This is a genomic window from Alcaligenes faecalis (assembly GCF_041521385.1).
Classification (GTDB): domain Bacteria; phylum Pseudomonadota; class Gammaproteobacteria; order Burkholderiales; family Burkholderiaceae_B; genus Alcaligenes; species Alcaligenes faecalis_E.
The window spans coordinates 2,549,181-2,564,896 of record NZ_CP168006.1; the positions used below are offsets into that span (position 1 = coordinate 2,549,181).

16 protein-coding genes are annotated in these 15,716 nt (G+C 54.3%); 10 read left to right on the forward strand and 6 right to left on the reverse strand.

What is annotated here, in order from left to right; all coding sequences use genetic code 11:
• Nucleotides 1-53 precede the first annotated feature (53 nt).
• On the forward strand, nt 54-1,379 hold the full coding sequence (locus tag ACDI13_RS11385; RefSeq protein ID WP_316989132.1) for a 3-deoxy-D-manno-octulosonic acid transferase: 1,326 nt from the start codon (nt 54-56) through the stop codon (nt 1,377-1,379).
• 155 nt (nt 1,380-1,534) lie between these two features.
• Here the strand turns inward: ACDI13_RS11385 and ACDI13_RS11390 are convergent, their stop codons facing one another.
• The 4 genes from ACDI13_RS11390 to ACDI13_RS11405 all read right to left on the reverse strand — a co-directional run bounded on the left by ACDI13_RS11390 (nt 1,535) and on the right by ACDI13_RS11405 (nt 4,909).
• Nucleotides 1,535-1,744, reverse strand: a complete 210-nt coding sequence (locus tag ACDI13_RS11390; protein WP_026483779.1) for a cold-shock protein — start codon at nt 1,742-1,744, stop codon at nt 1,535-1,537.
• Nucleotides 1,745-1,998: 254 nt separating this feature from the next.
• Complete coding sequence (galU, locus tag ACDI13_RS11395; protein ID WP_316989133.1) at nt 1,999-2,829, reverse strand: UTP--glucose-1-phosphate uridylyltransferase GalU; 831 nt, start codon at nt 2,827-2,829, stop codon at nt 1,999-2,001.
• 335 nt (nt 2,830-3,164) lie between these two features.
• Nucleotides 3,165-4,001: a type III pantothenate kinase gene (locus ACDI13_RS11400; protein WP_316989134.1), complete on the reverse strand. Its 837-nt coding sequence runs from the start codon at nt 3,999-4,001 to the stop codon at nt 3,165-3,167.
• Between the two features lie 38 nt (nt 4,002-4,039).
• Entirely contained in the window at nt 4,040-4,909 is an 870-nt protein-coding gene (locus tag ACDI13_RS11405; protein ID WP_316989135.1) for a biotin--[acetyl-CoA-carboxylase] ligase, read from the reverse strand.
• Between the two features lie 57 nt (nt 4,910-4,966).
• Between ACDI13_RS11405 and ACDI13_RS11410 the strand changes: the two genes are divergently transcribed.
• The 8 genes from ACDI13_RS11410 (at nt 4,967) to ACDI13_RS11445 (ending at nt 12,999) form a co-directional block, all read left to right on the forward strand.
• Nucleotides 4,967-5,617: an alpha/beta hydrolase gene (locus tag ACDI13_RS11410; protein WP_316989136.1), complete on the forward strand. Its 651-nt coding sequence runs from the start codon at nt 4,967-4,969 to the stop codon at nt 5,615-5,617.
• A 126-nt stretch (nt 5,618-5,743) separates the two neighbouring features.
• On the forward strand, nt 5,744-6,973 hold the full coding sequence (locus ACDI13_RS11415; RefSeq protein ID WP_316989137.1) for a D-alanyl-D-alanine carboxypeptidase family protein: 1,230 nt from the start codon (nt 5,744-5,746) through the stop codon (nt 6,971-6,973).
• 24 nt (nt 6,974-6,997) lie between these two features.
• Nucleotides 6,998-7,870, forward strand: a complete 873-nt coding sequence (locus ACDI13_RS11420) for a D-amino acid aminotransferase (RefSeq protein WP_316989138.1) — start codon at nt 6,998-7,000, stop codon at nt 7,868-7,870.
• On the forward strand, nt 7,867-8,139 hold the full coding sequence (locus tag ACDI13_RS11425) for a DUF493 family protein (protein WP_316989139.1): 273 nt from the start codon (nt 7,867-7,869) through the stop codon (nt 8,137-8,139). The genes ACDI13_RS11420 and ACDI13_RS11425 overlap by 4 nt, the downstream gene beginning before the upstream one ends.
• A gap of 17 nt (nt 8,140-8,156) precedes the next feature.
• Nucleotides 8,157-8,819, forward strand: a complete 663-nt coding sequence (gene lipB / locus ACDI13_RS11430; RefSeq protein ID WP_316989140.1) for a lipoyl(octanoyl) transferase LipB — start codon at nt 8,157-8,159, stop codon at nt 8,817-8,819.
• Nucleotides 8,820-8,914: 95 nt separating this feature from the next.
• The gene (locus ACDI13_RS11435) at nt 8,915-9,421 is read left to right on the forward strand and encodes a sigma-70 family RNA polymerase sigma factor (RefSeq protein ID WP_316989141.1); all 507 of its coding nucleotides are present in this window, start codon (nt 8,915-8,917) and stop codon (nt 9,419-9,421) included.
• A gap of 45 nt (nt 9,422-9,466) precedes the next feature.
• Nucleotides 9,467-10,444 carry a FecR domain-containing protein gene (locus ACDI13_RS11440; RefSeq protein WP_316989142.1) on the forward strand — a complete coding sequence of 326 codons (978 nt, stop codon included), beginning with the start codon at nt 9,467-9,469 and terminating at the stop codon, nt 10,442-10,444.
• 134 nt (nt 10,445-10,578) lie between these two features.
• Nucleotides 10,579-12,999, forward strand: a complete 2,421-nt coding sequence (locus ACDI13_RS11445; RefSeq protein ID WP_316989143.1) for a TonB-dependent siderophore receptor — start codon at nt 10,579-10,581, stop codon at nt 12,997-12,999.
• 18 nt (nt 13,000-13,017) lie between these two features.
• Here the strand turns inward: ACDI13_RS11445 and ACDI13_RS11450 are convergent, their stop codons facing one another.
• Nucleotides 13,018-13,809, reverse strand: coding sequence for an enoyl-CoA hydratase (locus tag ACDI13_RS11450; RefSeq protein WP_316989144.1), 792 nt, complete (start codon nt 13,807-13,809; stop codon nt 13,018-13,020).
• 199 nt (nt 13,810-14,008) lie between these two features.
• Between ACDI13_RS11450 and lipA the strand changes: the two genes are divergently transcribed.
• Nucleotides 14,009-15,013 carry a lipoyl synthase gene (gene lipA, locus ACDI13_RS11455; protein ID WP_316989145.1) on the forward strand — a complete coding sequence of 335 codons (1,005 nt, stop codon included), beginning with the start codon at nt 14,009-14,011 and terminating at the stop codon, nt 15,011-15,013.
• 335 nt (nt 15,014-15,348) lie between these two features.
• Here lipA and ACDI13_RS11460 read toward each other — a convergent pair whose 3' ends face one another.
• Nucleotides 15,349-15,702 (reverse strand): hypothetical protein, encoded by a 354-nt coding sequence (locus tag ACDI13_RS11460; protein ID WP_316989146.1) that lies wholly within the window; start codon nt 15,700-15,702, stop codon nt 15,349-15,351.
• Nucleotides 15,703-15,716 lie beyond the last annotated feature (14 nt).

A 15,716-nucleotide genomic window follows, 5' to 3' on the forward strand; every position in this document is an offset into this window, starting at 1 on the left:
GGTAGCGCCGAGCGTGGCTTGGCTACTGCTGATTTCGTACCGAGGCTAAGCGGGTGAACCGATTTTTCTATACCGCCTCTATTCGCATGCTGGCTCCAGCCTTGATGGCCTGGATGGGTTTGCGTGCCCGCCGTGCGGGTGGTGACTGGCAGGTCTTATCGGGTTCCCGCTTTGGTTTTTATGGCTCCTTGCCGGTGCCCCAGAAAGCGCCTGTGTGGGTGCATGCAGTCAGCTTGGGTGAGACGCGTGCGGCTCAGCCTTTGATTCGTGCCTTGCTGGATCAAGGCGAGACGGTCTTGTTGACGCATATGACCGTCACGGGCCGCGCAGAAGGGGTAAATGCATTTGCCGCCGAGATCGCAAGTGGACAGTTGTTGCAGCAATGGCTGCCCTACGACTTTCCCGGCTCTGTACGACGTTTTTTTGCACATTACCGTCCATGTGCCGGGGTGTTGATTGAACGCGAAGTGTGGCCCAATCTGCTGGCTGCGGCACGCCGACAAGGTGTGCCTATGATGTTGGCCAGTGCCCGGTTCTCGGAAAGTGCGCTGCGCACCAGCTTGAAGGCGGGTTCAGTCATGCGCGAGGCATACCGTTCCTTCAAGTTGATTTACGCACAAAGTCTGGCCGATGCGCAGCGTTTGGAGTTGGCTGGTGCGCAGGGTGTACGCGTATCTGGAAACCTGAAATTTGATGTGGTCTTGCCGCAAGACAAGATAGCTCGCGGTCGCGGCTTTGCCAGCGAGCTGGGGCGGCGTGTGGTGGTCATTGCCAGTACGCGTGAGACCGAGCATGCCGATTTCATGGATGCTATTGCTCACTATTTGCGTCGCGAACGCGAGCATGGCAGCGAACTGCATCGCCCAGTCTTGTTTGTCGTTATTCCGCGTCACCCCGAGCGTTTTGAGGAAGCGGCAGATTATCTGGATCAGTTAGGGTTGCGGTCGGTGCGGCGCAGCGAGTTGCTGGAGCAGGGCGATACCAGTACCAGTGCTATCAAGGCTTGTCGTGAAGTGGATGTCCTATTAGGGGACACCATAGGTGAAATGCACTGGTATTACGGTCTGGCGCGCGTGGCGATTGTGGCGGGCAGCTTCCAGCCCTTGGGCGGACAGAATTTCATTGAGGCCTGTGCAGTCGGTGTTCCTGTGATTGTGGGGCCACATACGCATAATTTTGCTCAAGCCATGCAAGATGCCATGCAAGCCGGTGCTGTGATACGCGCGGGTACGCCAGCTTTGGCGTTGCAGCAGGCAGTGGAGCTAGTGGATGAACCAGTACGCCATCACAAGATGGCTGATGCGGGTTTGCATTGGGTTCGGATGCACGAAGGTGCCGTGCAGCGCGTACTTTCTGGATTGGCACAAATTCGCGATTAAATACATGGCTGTTTATTAGCTGATAAGTATTTATCTTTACGTATTTTTGAATTTGTGGTGATTTGAGAACAGCTTGCCTTGATTTAAATCAAATTAAATAAAAAAGCCCGCATTAAGCGGGCTTTTTTGAGATCTAAAAACTGATCGAAATCGATTTACAGTTTTTGGATGCTCTTAGCTTGTGGACCCTTTTGGCCTTCAGCCGACACGTACGAAACGCGCTGGTTTTCTTCCAAGGATTTAAAGCCTGTGCCCAAGATGTCGGAATGGTGAACGAAAAGATCTTTGCCACCGTTGTCGGGGGAGATAAAGCCGTAGCCTTTTTCGTTATTGAACCATTTCACGATACCGGTTTCTGTTTGCATTTCCTGCATTCCCTAAAAATGACGAGCAATCTGCTCAAAAAAGATTGTCAAGATGTAAAAATCAGGGCAATGAGTATTAGAAACAATACCGTATTGAACAAACTTCGACGAACTTGAAATCCTGCACCGCCAATCGTAGGGGGTATTTAGCTTGTAAGTCAAGCTAAATCGACCCTCTGCGTGGTTTTAAGGCAGTGTTTGATCAACAATTGCAACCAAGCTTGTTATCGCAACGGACCCCTCTGCGCCCCTCGTTAAAGTCCGTGGTATTTACGACCAAATTCAAGCGTAGCATGAAAGAAACCGGACTTGCTACCACAGTCGTAACGCGTGCCTTCATATTCATATGCATATACCGCACGGCTTTCCAAAAGACTGGCAATTCCATCTGTTAATTGAATCTCTCCGCCTACTCCTGCTTGGGTGCGTCGCAGGTGGTCAAATATTTCGGCTTCTAATACATAACGACCTACAACGGCTTGTGTGGAAGGGGCAACATCAGGCGCTGGTTTTTCAACAATTCCATTTAATCGAGTGGCTTTGGCGTCGACTAAATTGCCCGAAACAATTCCATATTTGTTTGTTTCATTTCTATTTACATTCTGAATTGCCACAATACTGCCATTGTATTGATGTGCAGCCTCAACCAGTTGCCGTGATACCGGTGTGGTGGCGTCGATCAGGTCGTCCGCCAGCAGGACCAGGAAGGGCTCGTTGCCCACAATGGGGGCAGCGCACAGCACGGCATGGCCCAGACCCAGTGCGCGTGGCTGGCGGGTGTAAATACAGCTCACATGGCTGGGAATGATGTTTTGAACGGTATCCAGCAATTCCAGCTTGTTCTTGCCCTCTAGCTCGTGTTCCAGTTCCGGGATGCTGTCAAAGTGATCTTCGATGGCTCGTTTGTTGCGACCAGTAATAAAAATCAGCTCTGTGACGCCTGCGGCAACCGCTTCTTCGACAGCGTATTGAATCAGTGGTTTGTCGACAATCGGCAGCATTTCCTTGGGCATGGCCTTGGTGGCCGGCAGAAAACGCGTGCCTAGACCGGCGACGGGGAAAACAGCTTTACGTATGGGTTTCATAGGGTCGTCAATCGTGAATCAGGGGGACGCAGGCGTTGGATGGGCCGGGGTTCCAAGTTGAATGGCGTCTTGGTTGCGCTGCGAAAACTGTCGAGGTTCACGCCCTTGATCACTGGGAGGTGTGCCAAAAAAGCCTTGTCCAAACGCTAGCAGGGCGACGTTTGCCACCAGGATCAGTATGAAAAGCAGTCGCATCGCAGATGCCCTGAAAAATACAGTTCAACCCAGGATTGTACGGGCAGGACAGCGTAAGTTCATCCGTTTTAATGCCAATCGTATCTAGAGGTTTTCCTGAATGCCTTGATCTGGATGTCAGTTTCTTTGGCAGTTTTGGTTCACCGGTGGCCTGCAAAAAGCGCCAGGCCACGCAAGGCAGGCGTTTCCAGCTCATGCAGTTGGGGCGTCTCTATATTGAGCAAGCAACAATAGTGACTTAATTGTTCTAACAGTTCTTGCTGTGCCAATGCGCGGCCACCGCCGGCCAAAAACACCAATGGGCCATGCCCCAGATACTGACGTCCTTTTTCCCATTGCCGCAACACCGCCCCAGCCTGTGCCGCCGCAACTCCTGTACTGATGGCAGATTGGGTATTGCGTGGGAACGCCGCTGTTTGCCCGTGGGCCTCAGGAAGTTGTGCTGTGTTTTGTTTAAGTGCAGCCAGCATCAAACTGGGGCCGGGCAAGATAGAGCCGCCTAAAAAGTGACGCATGCCGTTTTGTGCCGGCCCCAGCAGATCAATGGTTGTGGCCGTACCAAAGCTGATCAGCAAGGCTCCTTGTTGCGCTGGGTATTCCTGGGCCAGTAAATCGCTTAGCCCTAATAAAGAGGCCCAGCGGTCGGCCCCCAGTTGGCCGGCCTGCTCATAATCATTGTGCAGCCCAAAAGCTCGCTCTTGGGCCTGTAGCCAGCGCACCGGGCCCAAACCCAAACGGCTGACGGCGGCATCAATGTGCATTTGTACCTGTGGGCCTGCCACATTTACCCCCAACGCTTGCACACCTTCTTGTTTGGTGAACGCTTGCAGAGGGGCCTGGCCCGCTTCCAGCCAAACCGCCAATTGATCCAATTGGTCCACATGCACACTAACTGGCTGGCTTTCGCGTACGCCGGTTAATGGATGGCGCCACCCTAGTTTGATACGGGTATTGCCAGAGTCAATGAGCAGGGTCATGCCAGGTCGTCAGAGCTAAAAAGAGTGCAGTATAGCGATCAGCGTTGGGCGCGTACGGAAACTTCACCCACCGTGACCGCACGTTCCGAGCCGTCGGGGTGGCGCAACAGTAACTGTCCCGAAGTGTTGATGCCAGTCACGATACCGGTGTGTAGAACTTGACCATTGTCGATGATATGCACCTGCTGGCCAATGAGCGCATCAACCTGTGCATAGCGTGTGGGCAGATCAGCAAAACCGTGGGCGGTGACATGGTTCAGGCTCAGGTACAGACTTTGGGCAACCTTGGCCACGATGTCCGAACATCGCGCTAGCGAGGCTTGCTGGGAGTGTTCCGCAATGCTGGACCAGTCCGCAATGGGGCGTTGTGTGCTCTGGCTGATAGTGGCTGCCTCGCGCAGATTCAGACCGATCCCAATAATGACTACATGATGGTCACTGGAGCTGGGTGCGGCACTGGCGCGGGTCGCCTCGACCAGAATGCCGGACAGCTTGGCTTGGTCCCACAGCACATCATTAGGCCATTTCATGGCCAGACGATTACGTACGGCGGGTTCCAGAAACTGGCGCAGCGCCTCTGTTGTTGCCAGACCGGACAGCGGCGAGAGCGTAGGCAGTTGTCGTGCCGGCAGAAAAATATCGAAAGCACAGGAAAACATCAGGTTTGCACCAACGCTGTTTTCCCAGGTGCGTCCGGCACGCCCGCGGCCGCGGCTTTGCAGATGTGCGCCCAATAGCCAGGGACGCACACGCGGGCCCGATTCCTGGCGGGCCAGAGTGAGCAAATCCGCGTTCGTCGATTCCGTGGAGTCCACCCAGCGGATCTGGGGGAAATGTGGCAAGCGCGTGCGCAGCTCTGCCACCATGTCGCGAGGGCTGGGTAAGGTGAATGCAGAAGAGGTATTCATGACAATCCGGTACACTGGATGAGTTAAACGTAATCTTATGTGATATTTGATCTGAGCATGTCTGAACGCGTAGCTACAATCCAATTTTCCGGCCAGGCCGGTGTTATTGACTGTGCTCTGGACTGGCCGGCCGGTGAACCCAAGGGCTGGGCCTTGCTGTTGCATCCCCATCCTTTGCATGGGGGCGCACGTAATAACAAAGTTGTCACGACCTTGTCGCGCAGTGCTACTCAGCACGGCTTGCTGGCTGTACGCCCTGATTTCCGGGGTGTCGGTAAATCCGCCGGGCAGTTTGACAGCAGCCGTGGTGAAACCGCCGATATGCTGGCCTTGATAGAGCAATTTCCATCGCAGTTCCCACAGTGGGCTTGCGGCCCATCCATGTTGGCCGGTTTTTCATTTGGCACAGCGGTTGCTGCACAGGTGTATGCCAGTTTGCAAGATGCGCAGGCACCGTTGCCTGGTGTTTTCATTCTGACTGGTACAGCGGTCAACCGCTTCCGCTTCCGCGATGTCAGTCCTCCTGCCGATACGTTATTGGTGCATGGTGAAACCGATGATGTTGTGCCTTTGTCGGAAGGTATGGAATTTGCGCGTGAGCATCAGTTGCCCATGGTGGTGTTGCCCGATGCTGGCCACTTTTTTCATGGCAAGCTGATTCAGTTGCGTGAGCTGGTTAGCCGTCATTTGGTCGGGCTTGGAACCTAAGTCGGTTTTTACTTTCAAATCGTTGCGTTTTCCTGCTCAGACTCAGGGGTTTCGCCCCTCACAGGCCTAGTTGGCTCTGCCATAATGGGCTCTTTCCGCCACTGTCAAAGCAATCGATTTTTTCCAATGACTTCTATTCAAAAATTTGCATCTCCAGTCCTTTCTCGTTGTGTGGTGGCCCTTGCCCTGGCGCTGCCTATGGTGGCGCAGGCACAGACTCAAACCCCTACCCCGACAGAGTCGGCCCAAGTGATTGGGGCGCCGACCGCCGCTTTGCTGGGTGACTTGTCTGTTGTACCCGCACCCAATCTGACGGCGCCAGCCTGGTTGTCCATGGACGTTAATAGTGGCCAGATCATCGCGGCAGAAGGACTTAACGAACAAGTAGAGCCCGCCTCCCTGACTAAGCTGATGACGGCTTATCTGGTCTTTGATGCTTTGGAGTCTGGTCGCTTAAAACTGGATCAGACTGTTGTGATTTCGGAGAAGGCCTGGCGTACCGAAGGTTCGCGTATGTTTGTCAAGGTCAATTCGCAAGTGTCGGTGAACGATCTGCTGCAAGGTGTGATCGTGCAATCGGGTAACGATGCCTCTGTGGCCTTGGCCGAAGCCGTTGCGGGTAGCGAAGATGCCTTTGCTGCCCTGATGAATGAAGAAGCCGCCAAGTTGGGTTTGACGGCGACGCATTTCAAGAACTCCACCGGATTGCCTGATCCAGACCATCTGACTTCGGTGCGTGACCTGGGCATGTTGTCTGCTGCACTGGTTGCCCGTTTTCCCCAGTATCTGCATTACTACAGCCAAAAAGAATATACCTACAACAATATCAAGCAGCCCAACCGTAACCGCCTGCTGTGGCTGGACAACACGGTTGATGGCTTGAAAACGGGTCACACGCAATCGGCTGGTTACTGCCTGGTGTCGACTGCATTGCGCGACGGTCGCCGCGTGGTGTCAGTCGTTGTTGGTACGGCGAACGATGCCGCCCGTACAGAAAACAGCCTGAAGCTGTTGAACTGGAGCTTCCAGAACTTTGAAACGGTCAAGCTGTATGACTCCAGCAATCCTGCCGTCACTGCTCGGGTGTGGGAAGGTGAGCTTGAAAATGTAGGCCTGGGTACCGCCCAGCCTTTGTGGTTGACGGTGCCCCGCGGAAAGTCCTCGGAAATCAAGCCGGTGGCCAACTATACCCAGCCTTTGCTGGCTCCGTTGAGCAAGGGGGACAAGGTCGGTACACTGACTTTGTCCCTGGATGGCAAGGTTCTGGCAGAGCAGCCTTTGCTGGTGCTGCAAGATGTACCCGAGGCAGGCTTTTTCGGCCGTATGGCTGACAAAGTGCGCTTGATGTTTGAGTAATCCCTTGGTGCGAGGCTGAACCCTATGATTGCAGGCATTGACCCTGACAGCATTGTTTATTTGAACGGCGATTTTGTGCGCTTGGGCGAAGCGAAGATCTCGGTACTGGATCGTGGCTTCATTTTTGGGGACGGCATTTATGATGTCGTTCCTGCCTATCACGGGAAACCTTTCCGTATTGATGGGCACCTGGGGCGTCTGGAGCGCAGCCTGGCAAAAGTGGGGATTCATAACCCTTTTACCCGCCGTGAGTGGGAACAACTGGTGCTGGACATGCTGGCCCGTTCGGGCCGTGGGGCGGACTGCATGGTCTACATTCAGGTGACCCGTGGTGTTGCCAAGCGCGACCACGCCTTCCCCAGTAATGTGACGCCCAGTATCTTCATCATGGTCTCGCCGTTCAAGCGGGTGCAGCAAGAACGCGAGACGGGTTTGACGGCGGTAGCCATTGAGGATGAACGCTGGCTGCGTTGCGATATAAAATCCGTTTCCTTGCTGGGCAATGTACTGGCCAAGCAGCAGGCGGTCGAAGCCGGTGTGGATGAGGTCATTCAGTTCAGAGACGGTTTTCTGACCGAAGGGGCCTCCTGCAATATCTGGATTGTGCGCGACGGCACCTTGCTGGCACCCATGCGCAACAATTTGATCCTGGAAGGAATTCGCTACAGTTTGATGGAAGAGCTGGCCGCCCAGGCGGGGATAGCCTTCCAGGCACGTCAGGTCTCTCGTGAAGAGGTCGATACTGCCGATGAAATTTTGATGACGTCAGCCACCAAAGAGGTGCTGCCCATCGTTGTATTTAATGGTCAGCCCGTTGGTGACGGACGACCCGGCCCTGTCTTTGCCAAGTTACGTGAAGGCTATGACAAGGCCATCAAGGCTGCGGAGCAAGCATGACAATTTCCCCCGAAGAATCGTTGATTGAATACCCCAGTGACTTTCCTATCAAAGTCATGGGCCAGACTCACGAAACCCTGCAAGACGAATTGCTGGCCATCGTGCTGGAACACGATCCAAACTTTGACGCCGCCACTATTGAAGTGCGGCCCAGTAAGGCGGGCAATTACACGGGCCTGACCTTTACTGTGCGTGCTGTCTCGCGAGAGCAACTGGATAATCTTTATCGTGCCCTGCATGCGCATCATCTGGTGCGCGTGGTGATGTAAGCAGGAATCAGGCGTTCATGTCCGACTCAGTTCGTATCAAATGGTTTGAGCGGCCTAGCGCCTATGAACCCATCTGGCAGGCAATGCGCGACTTCACCGAACAGCGCGGGCCAGAGACTGCTGATGAAATCTGGCTTGTCGAGCACACGCCTGTCTACACACAAGGACAGGCTGGTAAGCCGGAACATCTGCTGAACCCCGGCGGCATCCCCGTGGTGCAAACCGACCGGGGCGGGCAGATTACCTATCACGGCCCTGGGCAGTTAATGGTGTACTGCCTGTTTGATCTACGCCGGGTAGGCCTGTACGTCAAAGAATACGTACGCCTGCTGGAAGAGGCTGTTATTGCCTGTCTGACGCATTTTGGTGTCGAAGGGGCTTGCTGCAAGCCGGGGGCACCGGGCGTGTATGTTCCGCAAGGGGGGGCAAGCCAGGAGTTGGCCAAGATCTCCGCATTGGGTATCAAGATTCGCAATGGTCGCTCCTATCATGGCTTGGCCTTGAATATAGATATGGATCTAAGCCCGTTTAGCGACATCAATCCTTGTGGCTATGAAGGGCTGCAAACAACGGATATGCACTCGCAAGGCGTCATTGTTCCTATGGACGAGGTTGCACAGTATTTGTACTCCTACTTGAGCCAGGCAATGGCCCAACGTAACCAAGTCGCTACAACCTGAACAAGCGTCAGCGCATCGTAGCGAAACAGTCTAATTGTTGTAATGAGAATTGTTTGCGATAATCCGGAACACGTTAACTGTTCTGTCGGGCCTGTATGCCGTCGTCCCCCAAATCTCGCAAGTCCTGGCTTGATCATTATCGCGGCCTGATGGGCAATTGGACCCGGCGTCAAACTAATCATCACGATGCAGAAGACGCCGTTCACGATGCCGTTCTAGGCCTGTTGGATCAGACCTGCACCCATATTCAGCACATTCCCTCTTATTTGTTCCAGGCGACTCGCAATCAGTTGTTCGATGAAAGTCGGCGGCGTGGGCGTTGGGCGCAGACACCCTTGGAGCAGTTGGACGAGGCAGATACCCCTCTGTCCCCGGATGTGGCAGATGCTTGTCAGTCGACTCAGTTGATGGACGAGCTGGAGGTGGTTCTATTGCAGTTGCCACTGGTCTGTAGGCAAGTTTTTTTATGGAATAAAATCGAGGGCTATAGTCAGCGCGAGATTGCTGAGCGGTTGGGCTTGTCGCAGAGCATGGTGGAAAAGCATATGAAACGCGCTTTGACCCATCTGCAGACGCATTTGCACCTGTTCCAGCAAGACTGATCAGCCCTGGAGTTTTCACGTTTTGCTCACGCCTATTTATTCCCTATGACGACGAGCGCAGGTCCCTCTTTGCCTTCGACGGCCCGTGAACAAGCGGTTCATTGGTTCGCGCGTGTGCGTCTGGGGCCATTATCGATAGAGGATCAGGCGGAGCTGGATGCATGGCTGGCGGCTTCACCGCAGCATCAAGCGCATTTTCAGGAGCTGCAAAAAGCCTGGAACAAGCTGGATGAGCTGCCGGTCGATCGCCTGCGTCGTTTGACTCAAGAGCCGGCTGCCCTGCGAAAACAGCCTGTGCAGCGTTGGCGGCTGGCCTTTACGGCGATGGTTTTGTGTGCCGTGGTAGGAGGGGTGTGGCTTTGGCCTGCAGGTCCAGAACAGTCCTGGGCCGTCAGCACTACTGTTGCCCAACGACAGGAGCTGCGTTTACCCGATGATAGTGTTCTGACGGTTAACGCTCGTACAAAAATTAAGGTGGCTTATACCTCCAGCGAGCGGCGGGTTTATCTGGAGTCAGGGGAAATTCTGGCGGATGTGCGTCCCGATGCAGATCGTCCCTTTATTGTGGAAACCGAGCAGGCAAAAGTGCAGGTGTTAGGCACCCGCTTCAATGTGCGTAAACAGTCTGATCAAGTAGAGGTAGCGGTTGACCGGGGGAGAGTCCGTTTGTCAGCGGGACCCTGGTGGAACTCTCGTTCCGAGCGCCTGGGCGCTGGCCAGGCCGCACGTGTTACGGCACGCCAAGGATTGGAGTCTGTGCGCGAAGCGGATGTAGCTGCGCTGACAGCTTGGCAAAGTGGCCGTCTGGAGTTCGACAATGAACCTTTGGTACAGGTGCTGGAGCAGTTGTCGGCATATCTGGATGAACCTATACGCTTGGGTGATGCTCAGCTCGCGCAATTGCGCATATCCGGCACCTTGTCCATGAGCAAGCCACAAGAGGCCTTGCTGTTATTGGCGGATATTGCACCCGTCCAGATTCTGAATGTGGAATCCAAGGGCTGGGTCATCAACCGTCGGTAAATTCATTACGGAAAAATTCTTGCCCAGACGTCTTTAGACCAGGGAGGTGTGCTGGCGGCTGTAAACCGTTGGTGTATCTTGGTTTATAGATTCCGCGCAGGCAGAACCTGCCGGTAGGGATGGATATCATCACCATGTCTGGTACTACACATAAGATCACTGTACACAACCGTGCAGTCCGCCAATTGCCTCTTGGCCTTGGAGCCGTGTTATTGGGGCTGTGCCTGTCGGCCTTGACCGCGCCCGGCTATGCGCAATCGGGTGCGCCGCAGCAGGCCATCAGCTTGATGGCGCAGCCTTTGTCGTCGGCCTTGCGTGATCTGGGTCGTCAGTTCTCGGTGCAAATTGTGTATTTGCCTGCTACCGTGGCTGGCCGACAAAGTCCGGCCTTGTCAGGACAATTTACCCTGGATCAGGCCTTGAGCCGCTTGCTGGCTGGTACAGGGATACAGGTGCGCCGCTCGGGCAGCAATGTTTCGCTTAGCCTGGCTGATAGTGGCGATGCCACACCGCTGGAGCCGGTACGGGTTCATGCCTCCCGCTACGATGTGACCAGTGAAGGCAGTGGTTCCTATGCCGCTGCGGGGGCGACGATTGGTAAATCGCCTTTGTCACTGCGCGAGATTCCCCAATCTGTCTCTGTCATGACGCGCACACAAATGGACGAGCAAGGCTTTACGCGTGTGGCCGATGCGATCAACCATACGACAGGGATCAGCAGCAGCGGCTTTCCTGATACGGAAAGCTTCAATAGCCGTGGTTTTGCGGCCAGCCTGCAATACGATGGTGTGCCTGCTCAAGAAGGGGGAGCTCCTCATCTGGACTTAGCCGTTTACGATCGCATCGAGGTGCTACGTGGTCCGGCTGGTTTGCTGTCTGGAACCGCCGAGCCGGGCGGGGTGGTGAATCTTGTGCGTAAACGGCCCACACGTGAGTTGCGTTTCGAAGGGCAGGTGTCAGCCGGGAGCTGGAACAACTATCGGGCAGAGGCTGATCTGAGCGGTCCTTTGAACAAGGACGGCTCTCTGCGTGGACGTGTGGTGACGGCCTATCAGGATAAAGACCAGTACTACCATCAAGGTAGCTCCAAACCGGCCACCTTGTATGGCGTGCTGGAGTATGACCTGACACCCGCCACGACCTTGGGTGTCACGGCGTTCTATAGCGAGCTGGATTTCCGTAATTTCAATGGCCTGGCACAGTTTGAGGATGGCAGTTTGCCTGATCGACGCAGCTTCCTGGGTCCAGCCCGTACCTCTAATCACGAGGTGTATGAGCTGGGCGCGGATTTGCAGCATCGTTTTGATAATGAGTGGGTGTTCAAGGCCAGTTATAGTCACAAGGAAAGTACGTACAAAGGCTTTAGCTCTTTTGCCTTGCAGCCTATTTCTTTGCAAACCGGATTGACCACTATGCAGGCAGGCCGGATTCACAATGAATTTACCTGGGACCAAGGGGATGTCAGCGTCACAGGACCATTTAATTTGTTTGGGCGTGAGCATGCTTTGACCCTTGGTTTCAATGCGGCACGCAACAATACCAAGACCAGTTCCCGCTTTAGCCAATTCCCCGATTGGGATGTTCTGAATGACTTTGATTATGGCCCCCTGCTGGATCAGCCTATTTTGAATCAGAACCAGGACATTGTGACCCAGTCCGGCATTTATGCATCCACACGCTTGAAGCTGCATGACCGGGTAACTGCGGTGCTGGGTGGCCGTTGGAGCAACTACGAAAGCAAGAGTCGTTCAGTGCGGCCAGAGACCAGTCCCTGGAATGTCAGCGATGCCAAAGCCAGTGGGGAATTTACGCCATTTGCAGGCCTGATTCTGGATGTGAATGACACTATTTCGCTCTACAGCAGCTATGCCGAAAGTTTTGTGCCACAGTCACAGCAGGACTACACCGGCAAGACACTGGATCCGCGCAAAGGCTGGCAGATTGAAGCCGGTGCCAAAGGTGAGTTTCTGGATGGTCGCCTGAATGGTTCCGTGGCGATTTATCGAATGCGTGATACCAATCGGGCAGTAACGGATACGGATCATATTGGTTGTGGTGGTAGCCCGACCGGGACGTGCTCTCGCGCGGCGGGTCTGGTGCAAAGCCAAGGCTGGGAAATGGAGCTGGTCGGTAATCTTGCCCCAGGCTGGGACTTGGGGGCGGGTTATACCTATACGGATGTACGCTATCGTCGGGACTCGGTGCTGGAAAATGAAGGCCAGCGTTTCAATGCGAACCTTGTGCCCAAGCATTTATTCCGTCTTTGGACGCACTACCGCTTTCAGCCTCAGGATTGGGACGGCCGCTTGAATGGCTGGTCTGTGGGGGCGGGGGTACAAGCACAAAGCAATTTGTTCACCTCGGATGTATACCAGGGCGGTTATGCCACGGTATCCGCCAAAATTGGCTACAAGCCTAATGATCGCTGGGAGGCATCCCTGGCCGTCAATAATGTGTTCGACCGTCGTTACCTCTCCAGCGTGGGTTACAGCACATTCCTGAATATTTATGGCGCACCGCGTAATGCGATGCTCAATCTTAAATATCGTTATTGATCAGGAAAGCGCGTCGCTTCAGCTTCCGCTCCATTGCGGCGCGCGTTTTTCGATAAAGGCGTCTATACCTTCGCAGGCATCGTGGCTCATCATATTGTCAGCCATGACCTGGCCGGCGTAGTCGTAGGCTTGTTCAATAGCCAGGCTGCGCTGGCGGTAGAACATGGCCTTGCCTGCACGGACGGCAACCGGACTCTTGGCCATGATGCTGTCGGCCAGTTTCTGTACGGTTTGATCCAGTTGGTCTTCGGCTACGGCGTAATTGATTAACCCCAACTCTTGAGCACGTTGGGCGCTGATGAATTCGCCTGTCATCAGCATTTCCATGGCGGCCTTGGGTGGCACACAGCGAGACAGGGCAACAGCGGGGGTGGAGCAGAACAGGCCGACATTAATGCCGGAAACCGCAAAGCGGGTGGACTCGGTGGCTACAGCGATATCGCAGGTAGCAACCAACTGACAGCCCGCTGCGGTGGCCAGCCCTTGCACACGGGCAATCACCGGCACGGGCAAGGCCAGCACAGCTTGCATGACGCGGCTGCAGCGGCTGAACAGATCCCGGTAGTAGTTGTGTTCGGGCTTGGAGCGCATCTGTTTCAGATCGTGCCCGGCACAAAAGGCCTTGCCTTCCGCCTGAATGATGACGCACTGCAAGCCAGGGTCCTTGGCCAGCTTGTCCAGAATGTGTTGTAAAGAGTCCAATACTTCTTCAGATAGCGCGTTGTACTTGGCGGGCCGGTTCAAGGTGATGCGGGCCAGTCCCTGATGCTGTTCCAGTAGGACGGGATCGGCGAGGTGCTCGTGTGACATGCAAGTCTCCGTACTTATAGTATGTGCAGGTTTTATTTTCGGGTGTTGCTGCATCGTTAAGTCGACCTCTATATTAGAGAGGTCCAGCACAAACTATCGCCCTTGTTCTAGGCGCTTGTAAAGCGAAGGGGCTACAATTGACCACTGCGCCCATCGTTTAGTGATGTTGCCCGCACGCTGTTTTTCTATTTAGACGCCTATGACCACCCCTACAGATACGTCCGTCGATTCCAAACCTACTGTGCGCCCTCGCGTTGTCGACTACGACGCAACGCAAAAGCAGAAGGCCGAGGCCAAGACCTCGCGCATTCCCATTAAGGTCGTGCAGGCAGAGCGTTTGAAAAAGCCTGATTGGATTCGGGTGAAGGCGGCTGCACCGAACTCCCGTTTCTACGAGATCAAGGAAACACTGCGTGAGCACAAGCTGTTTTCGGTGTGTGAAGAGGCCTCCTGTCCCAATATCGGGGAGTGCTTTGGCAAGGGCACGGCCACCTTCATGATCATGGGTGACAAGTGCACACGTCGTTGCCCATTTTGTGATGTGGGCCATGGTCGTCCCGACCCACTGGATGAGAACGAGCCCGTCAATCTGGCCAAGGCGATTGGTGCCATGAAGTTGTCCTACGTGGTGATTACCTCCGTAGACCGTGACGATTTGCGTGATGGTGGTGCTGCCCACTTTGTGGAATGTATCCGTCAGGTGCGCGAGCATTCGCCCACCACCACCATTGAAGTGTTGGTGCCAGACTTTCGTGCACGCCTGGACCGTGCCTTAGGCATCCTGAATGCCTGCCCGCCTGATGTAATGAACCACAACCTGGAAACTGTGCCTCGTTTGTACAAGCAGGCGCGTCCGGGTTCGGATTACCACCACTCTTTGAAACTGCTGCAAGAGTTCAAGAAGCTGCATCCAAACATTCCAACCAAATCCGGTTTGATGGTTGGCTTGGGTGAAACCAACGAAGAGATTCTGGAAGTGATGCGCGATATGCGTGCTCACGACATTGATATGCTGACCATTGGCCAGTATCTGCAACCTTCCGGCCACCACTTGCCCGTGATGCGTTATGTGACGCCTGACGAGTTCTTGATGTTTGAACGCGAAGCCTATGCAATGGGCTTTACCCATGCCGCCGTTGGCGCCATGGTGCGTTCGTCCTATCACGCTGATCAGCAAGCGCACGCTGCCGGTGTGCAGCCCTAATGATGGGGTGAGGTGCTATAGAACGCTGCTTTTATCTGAAAAACCCGGTTGTTGGCCGGGTTTTTTTTATGTCTGCTCTTATAGAGAGGCTTGTTGGGTTAGGTTTTGTTCAGTCGGCCAGACTATATCCACCAACCACGCTGGGCTATCTCGTTGCTGTTTTACTATTTGATCCGGTGCAGCGTGGAGTGAGGTGAGTGGGCGAGGAGTTCGTGTCTGTTGAGCTATTTGCCTATTCCTGCTTGCTGCGATGAGAGTATGTTGAGCGATGGTCAAAATTAAAGGGCCGTAATCGACCCCTTGGAATTTTTCTTGAATAGGTGCTTGATCGTTTTTCAGCTAGAAGCTGGAGGCTCCACTGCATCGCTCTGCGTCAGGGCGCGGGTCGACAAACGCTCTATATAAGGTTCCAGGGCTTTGTCATAGTCTTCGACGCCCAAGTACCAGGCTGTCAGGCCTTTGCTGTCTTGTTTGAGATCAGTCCAGCAGAATAAAGAGCGGTCAAAAGAGTCCTTGATGGTCTCATTAACAAACTTGAACAGTTCATCTAGCAAGGGAAGGCTGGTCAAGGGTACGGCGAACGGCGTTTCCCCCTGGAATTGCCAGCTATATTGTTCGAGCAGTTCGTTCGACCAAATAGCATGTTGTTCTGCAGAGCTTAATTCTGGATTAGCGGGGCTTAAAGGCATGGTTCAGGATCAGG

Bases quoted from the DNA above. Each gene is read 5' to 3' on its own strand.
- ACDI13_RS11390 (WP_026483779.1), bottom strand. From the start codon at position 1,744: ATGCAAACAGAAACCGGTATCGTGAAATGGTTCAATAACGAAAAAGGC.
- galU (WP_316989133.1), bottom strand. From the start codon at position 2,829: ATGAAACCCATACGTAAAGCTGTTTTCCCCGTCGCCGGTCTAGGCACG.
- ACDI13_RS11400 (WP_316989134.1), bottom strand. From the start codon at position 4,001: ATGACCCTGCTCATTGACTCTGGCAATACCCGTATCAAACTAGGGTGG.
- ACDI13_RS11405 (WP_316989135.1), bottom strand. From the start codon at position 4,909: ATGAATACCTCTTCTGCATTCACCTTACCCAGCCCTCGCGACATGGTG.
- ACDI13_RS11410 (WP_316989136.1), top strand. From the start codon at position 4,967: ATGTCTGAACGCGTAGCTACAATCCAATTTTCCGGCCAGGCCGGTGTT.
- ACDI13_RS11415 (WP_316989137.1), top strand. From the start codon at position 5,744: ATGACTTCTATTCAAAAATTTGCATCTCCAGTCCTTTCTCGTTGTGTG.
- ACDI13_RS11420 (WP_316989138.1), top strand. From the start codon at position 6,998: ATGATTGCAGGCATTGACCCTGACAGCATTGTTTATTTGAACGGCGAT.
- ACDI13_RS11425 (WP_316989139.1), top strand. From the start codon at position 7,867: ATGACAATTTCCCCCGAAGAATCGTTGATTGAATACCCCAGTGACTTT.
- lipB (WP_316989140.1), top strand. From the start codon at position 8,157: ATGTCCGACTCAGTTCGTATCAAATGGTTTGAGCGGCCTAGCGCCTAT.
- ACDI13_RS11435 (WP_316989141.1), top strand. From the start codon at position 8,915: ATGCCGTCGTCCCCCAAATCTCGCAAGTCCTGGCTTGATCATTATCGC.
- ACDI13_RS11440 (WP_316989142.1), top strand. From the start codon at position 9,467: ATGACGACGAGCGCAGGTCCCTCTTTGCCTTCGACGGCCCGTGAACAA.
- ACDI13_RS11445 (WP_316989143.1), top strand. From the start codon at position 10,579: ATGTCTGGTACTACACATAAGATCACTGTACACAACCGTGCAGTCCGC.
- ACDI13_RS11450 (WP_316989144.1), bottom strand. From the start codon at position 13,809: ATGTCACACGAGCACCTCGCCGATCCCGTCCTACTGGAACAGCATCAG.
- lipA (WP_316989145.1), top strand. From the start codon at position 14,009: ATGACCACCCCTACAGATACGTCCGTCGATTCCAAACCTACTGTGCGC.
- ACDI13_RS11460 (WP_316989146.1), bottom strand. From the start codon at position 15,702: ATGCCTTTAAGCCCCGCTAATCCAGAATTAAGCTCTGCAGAACAACAT.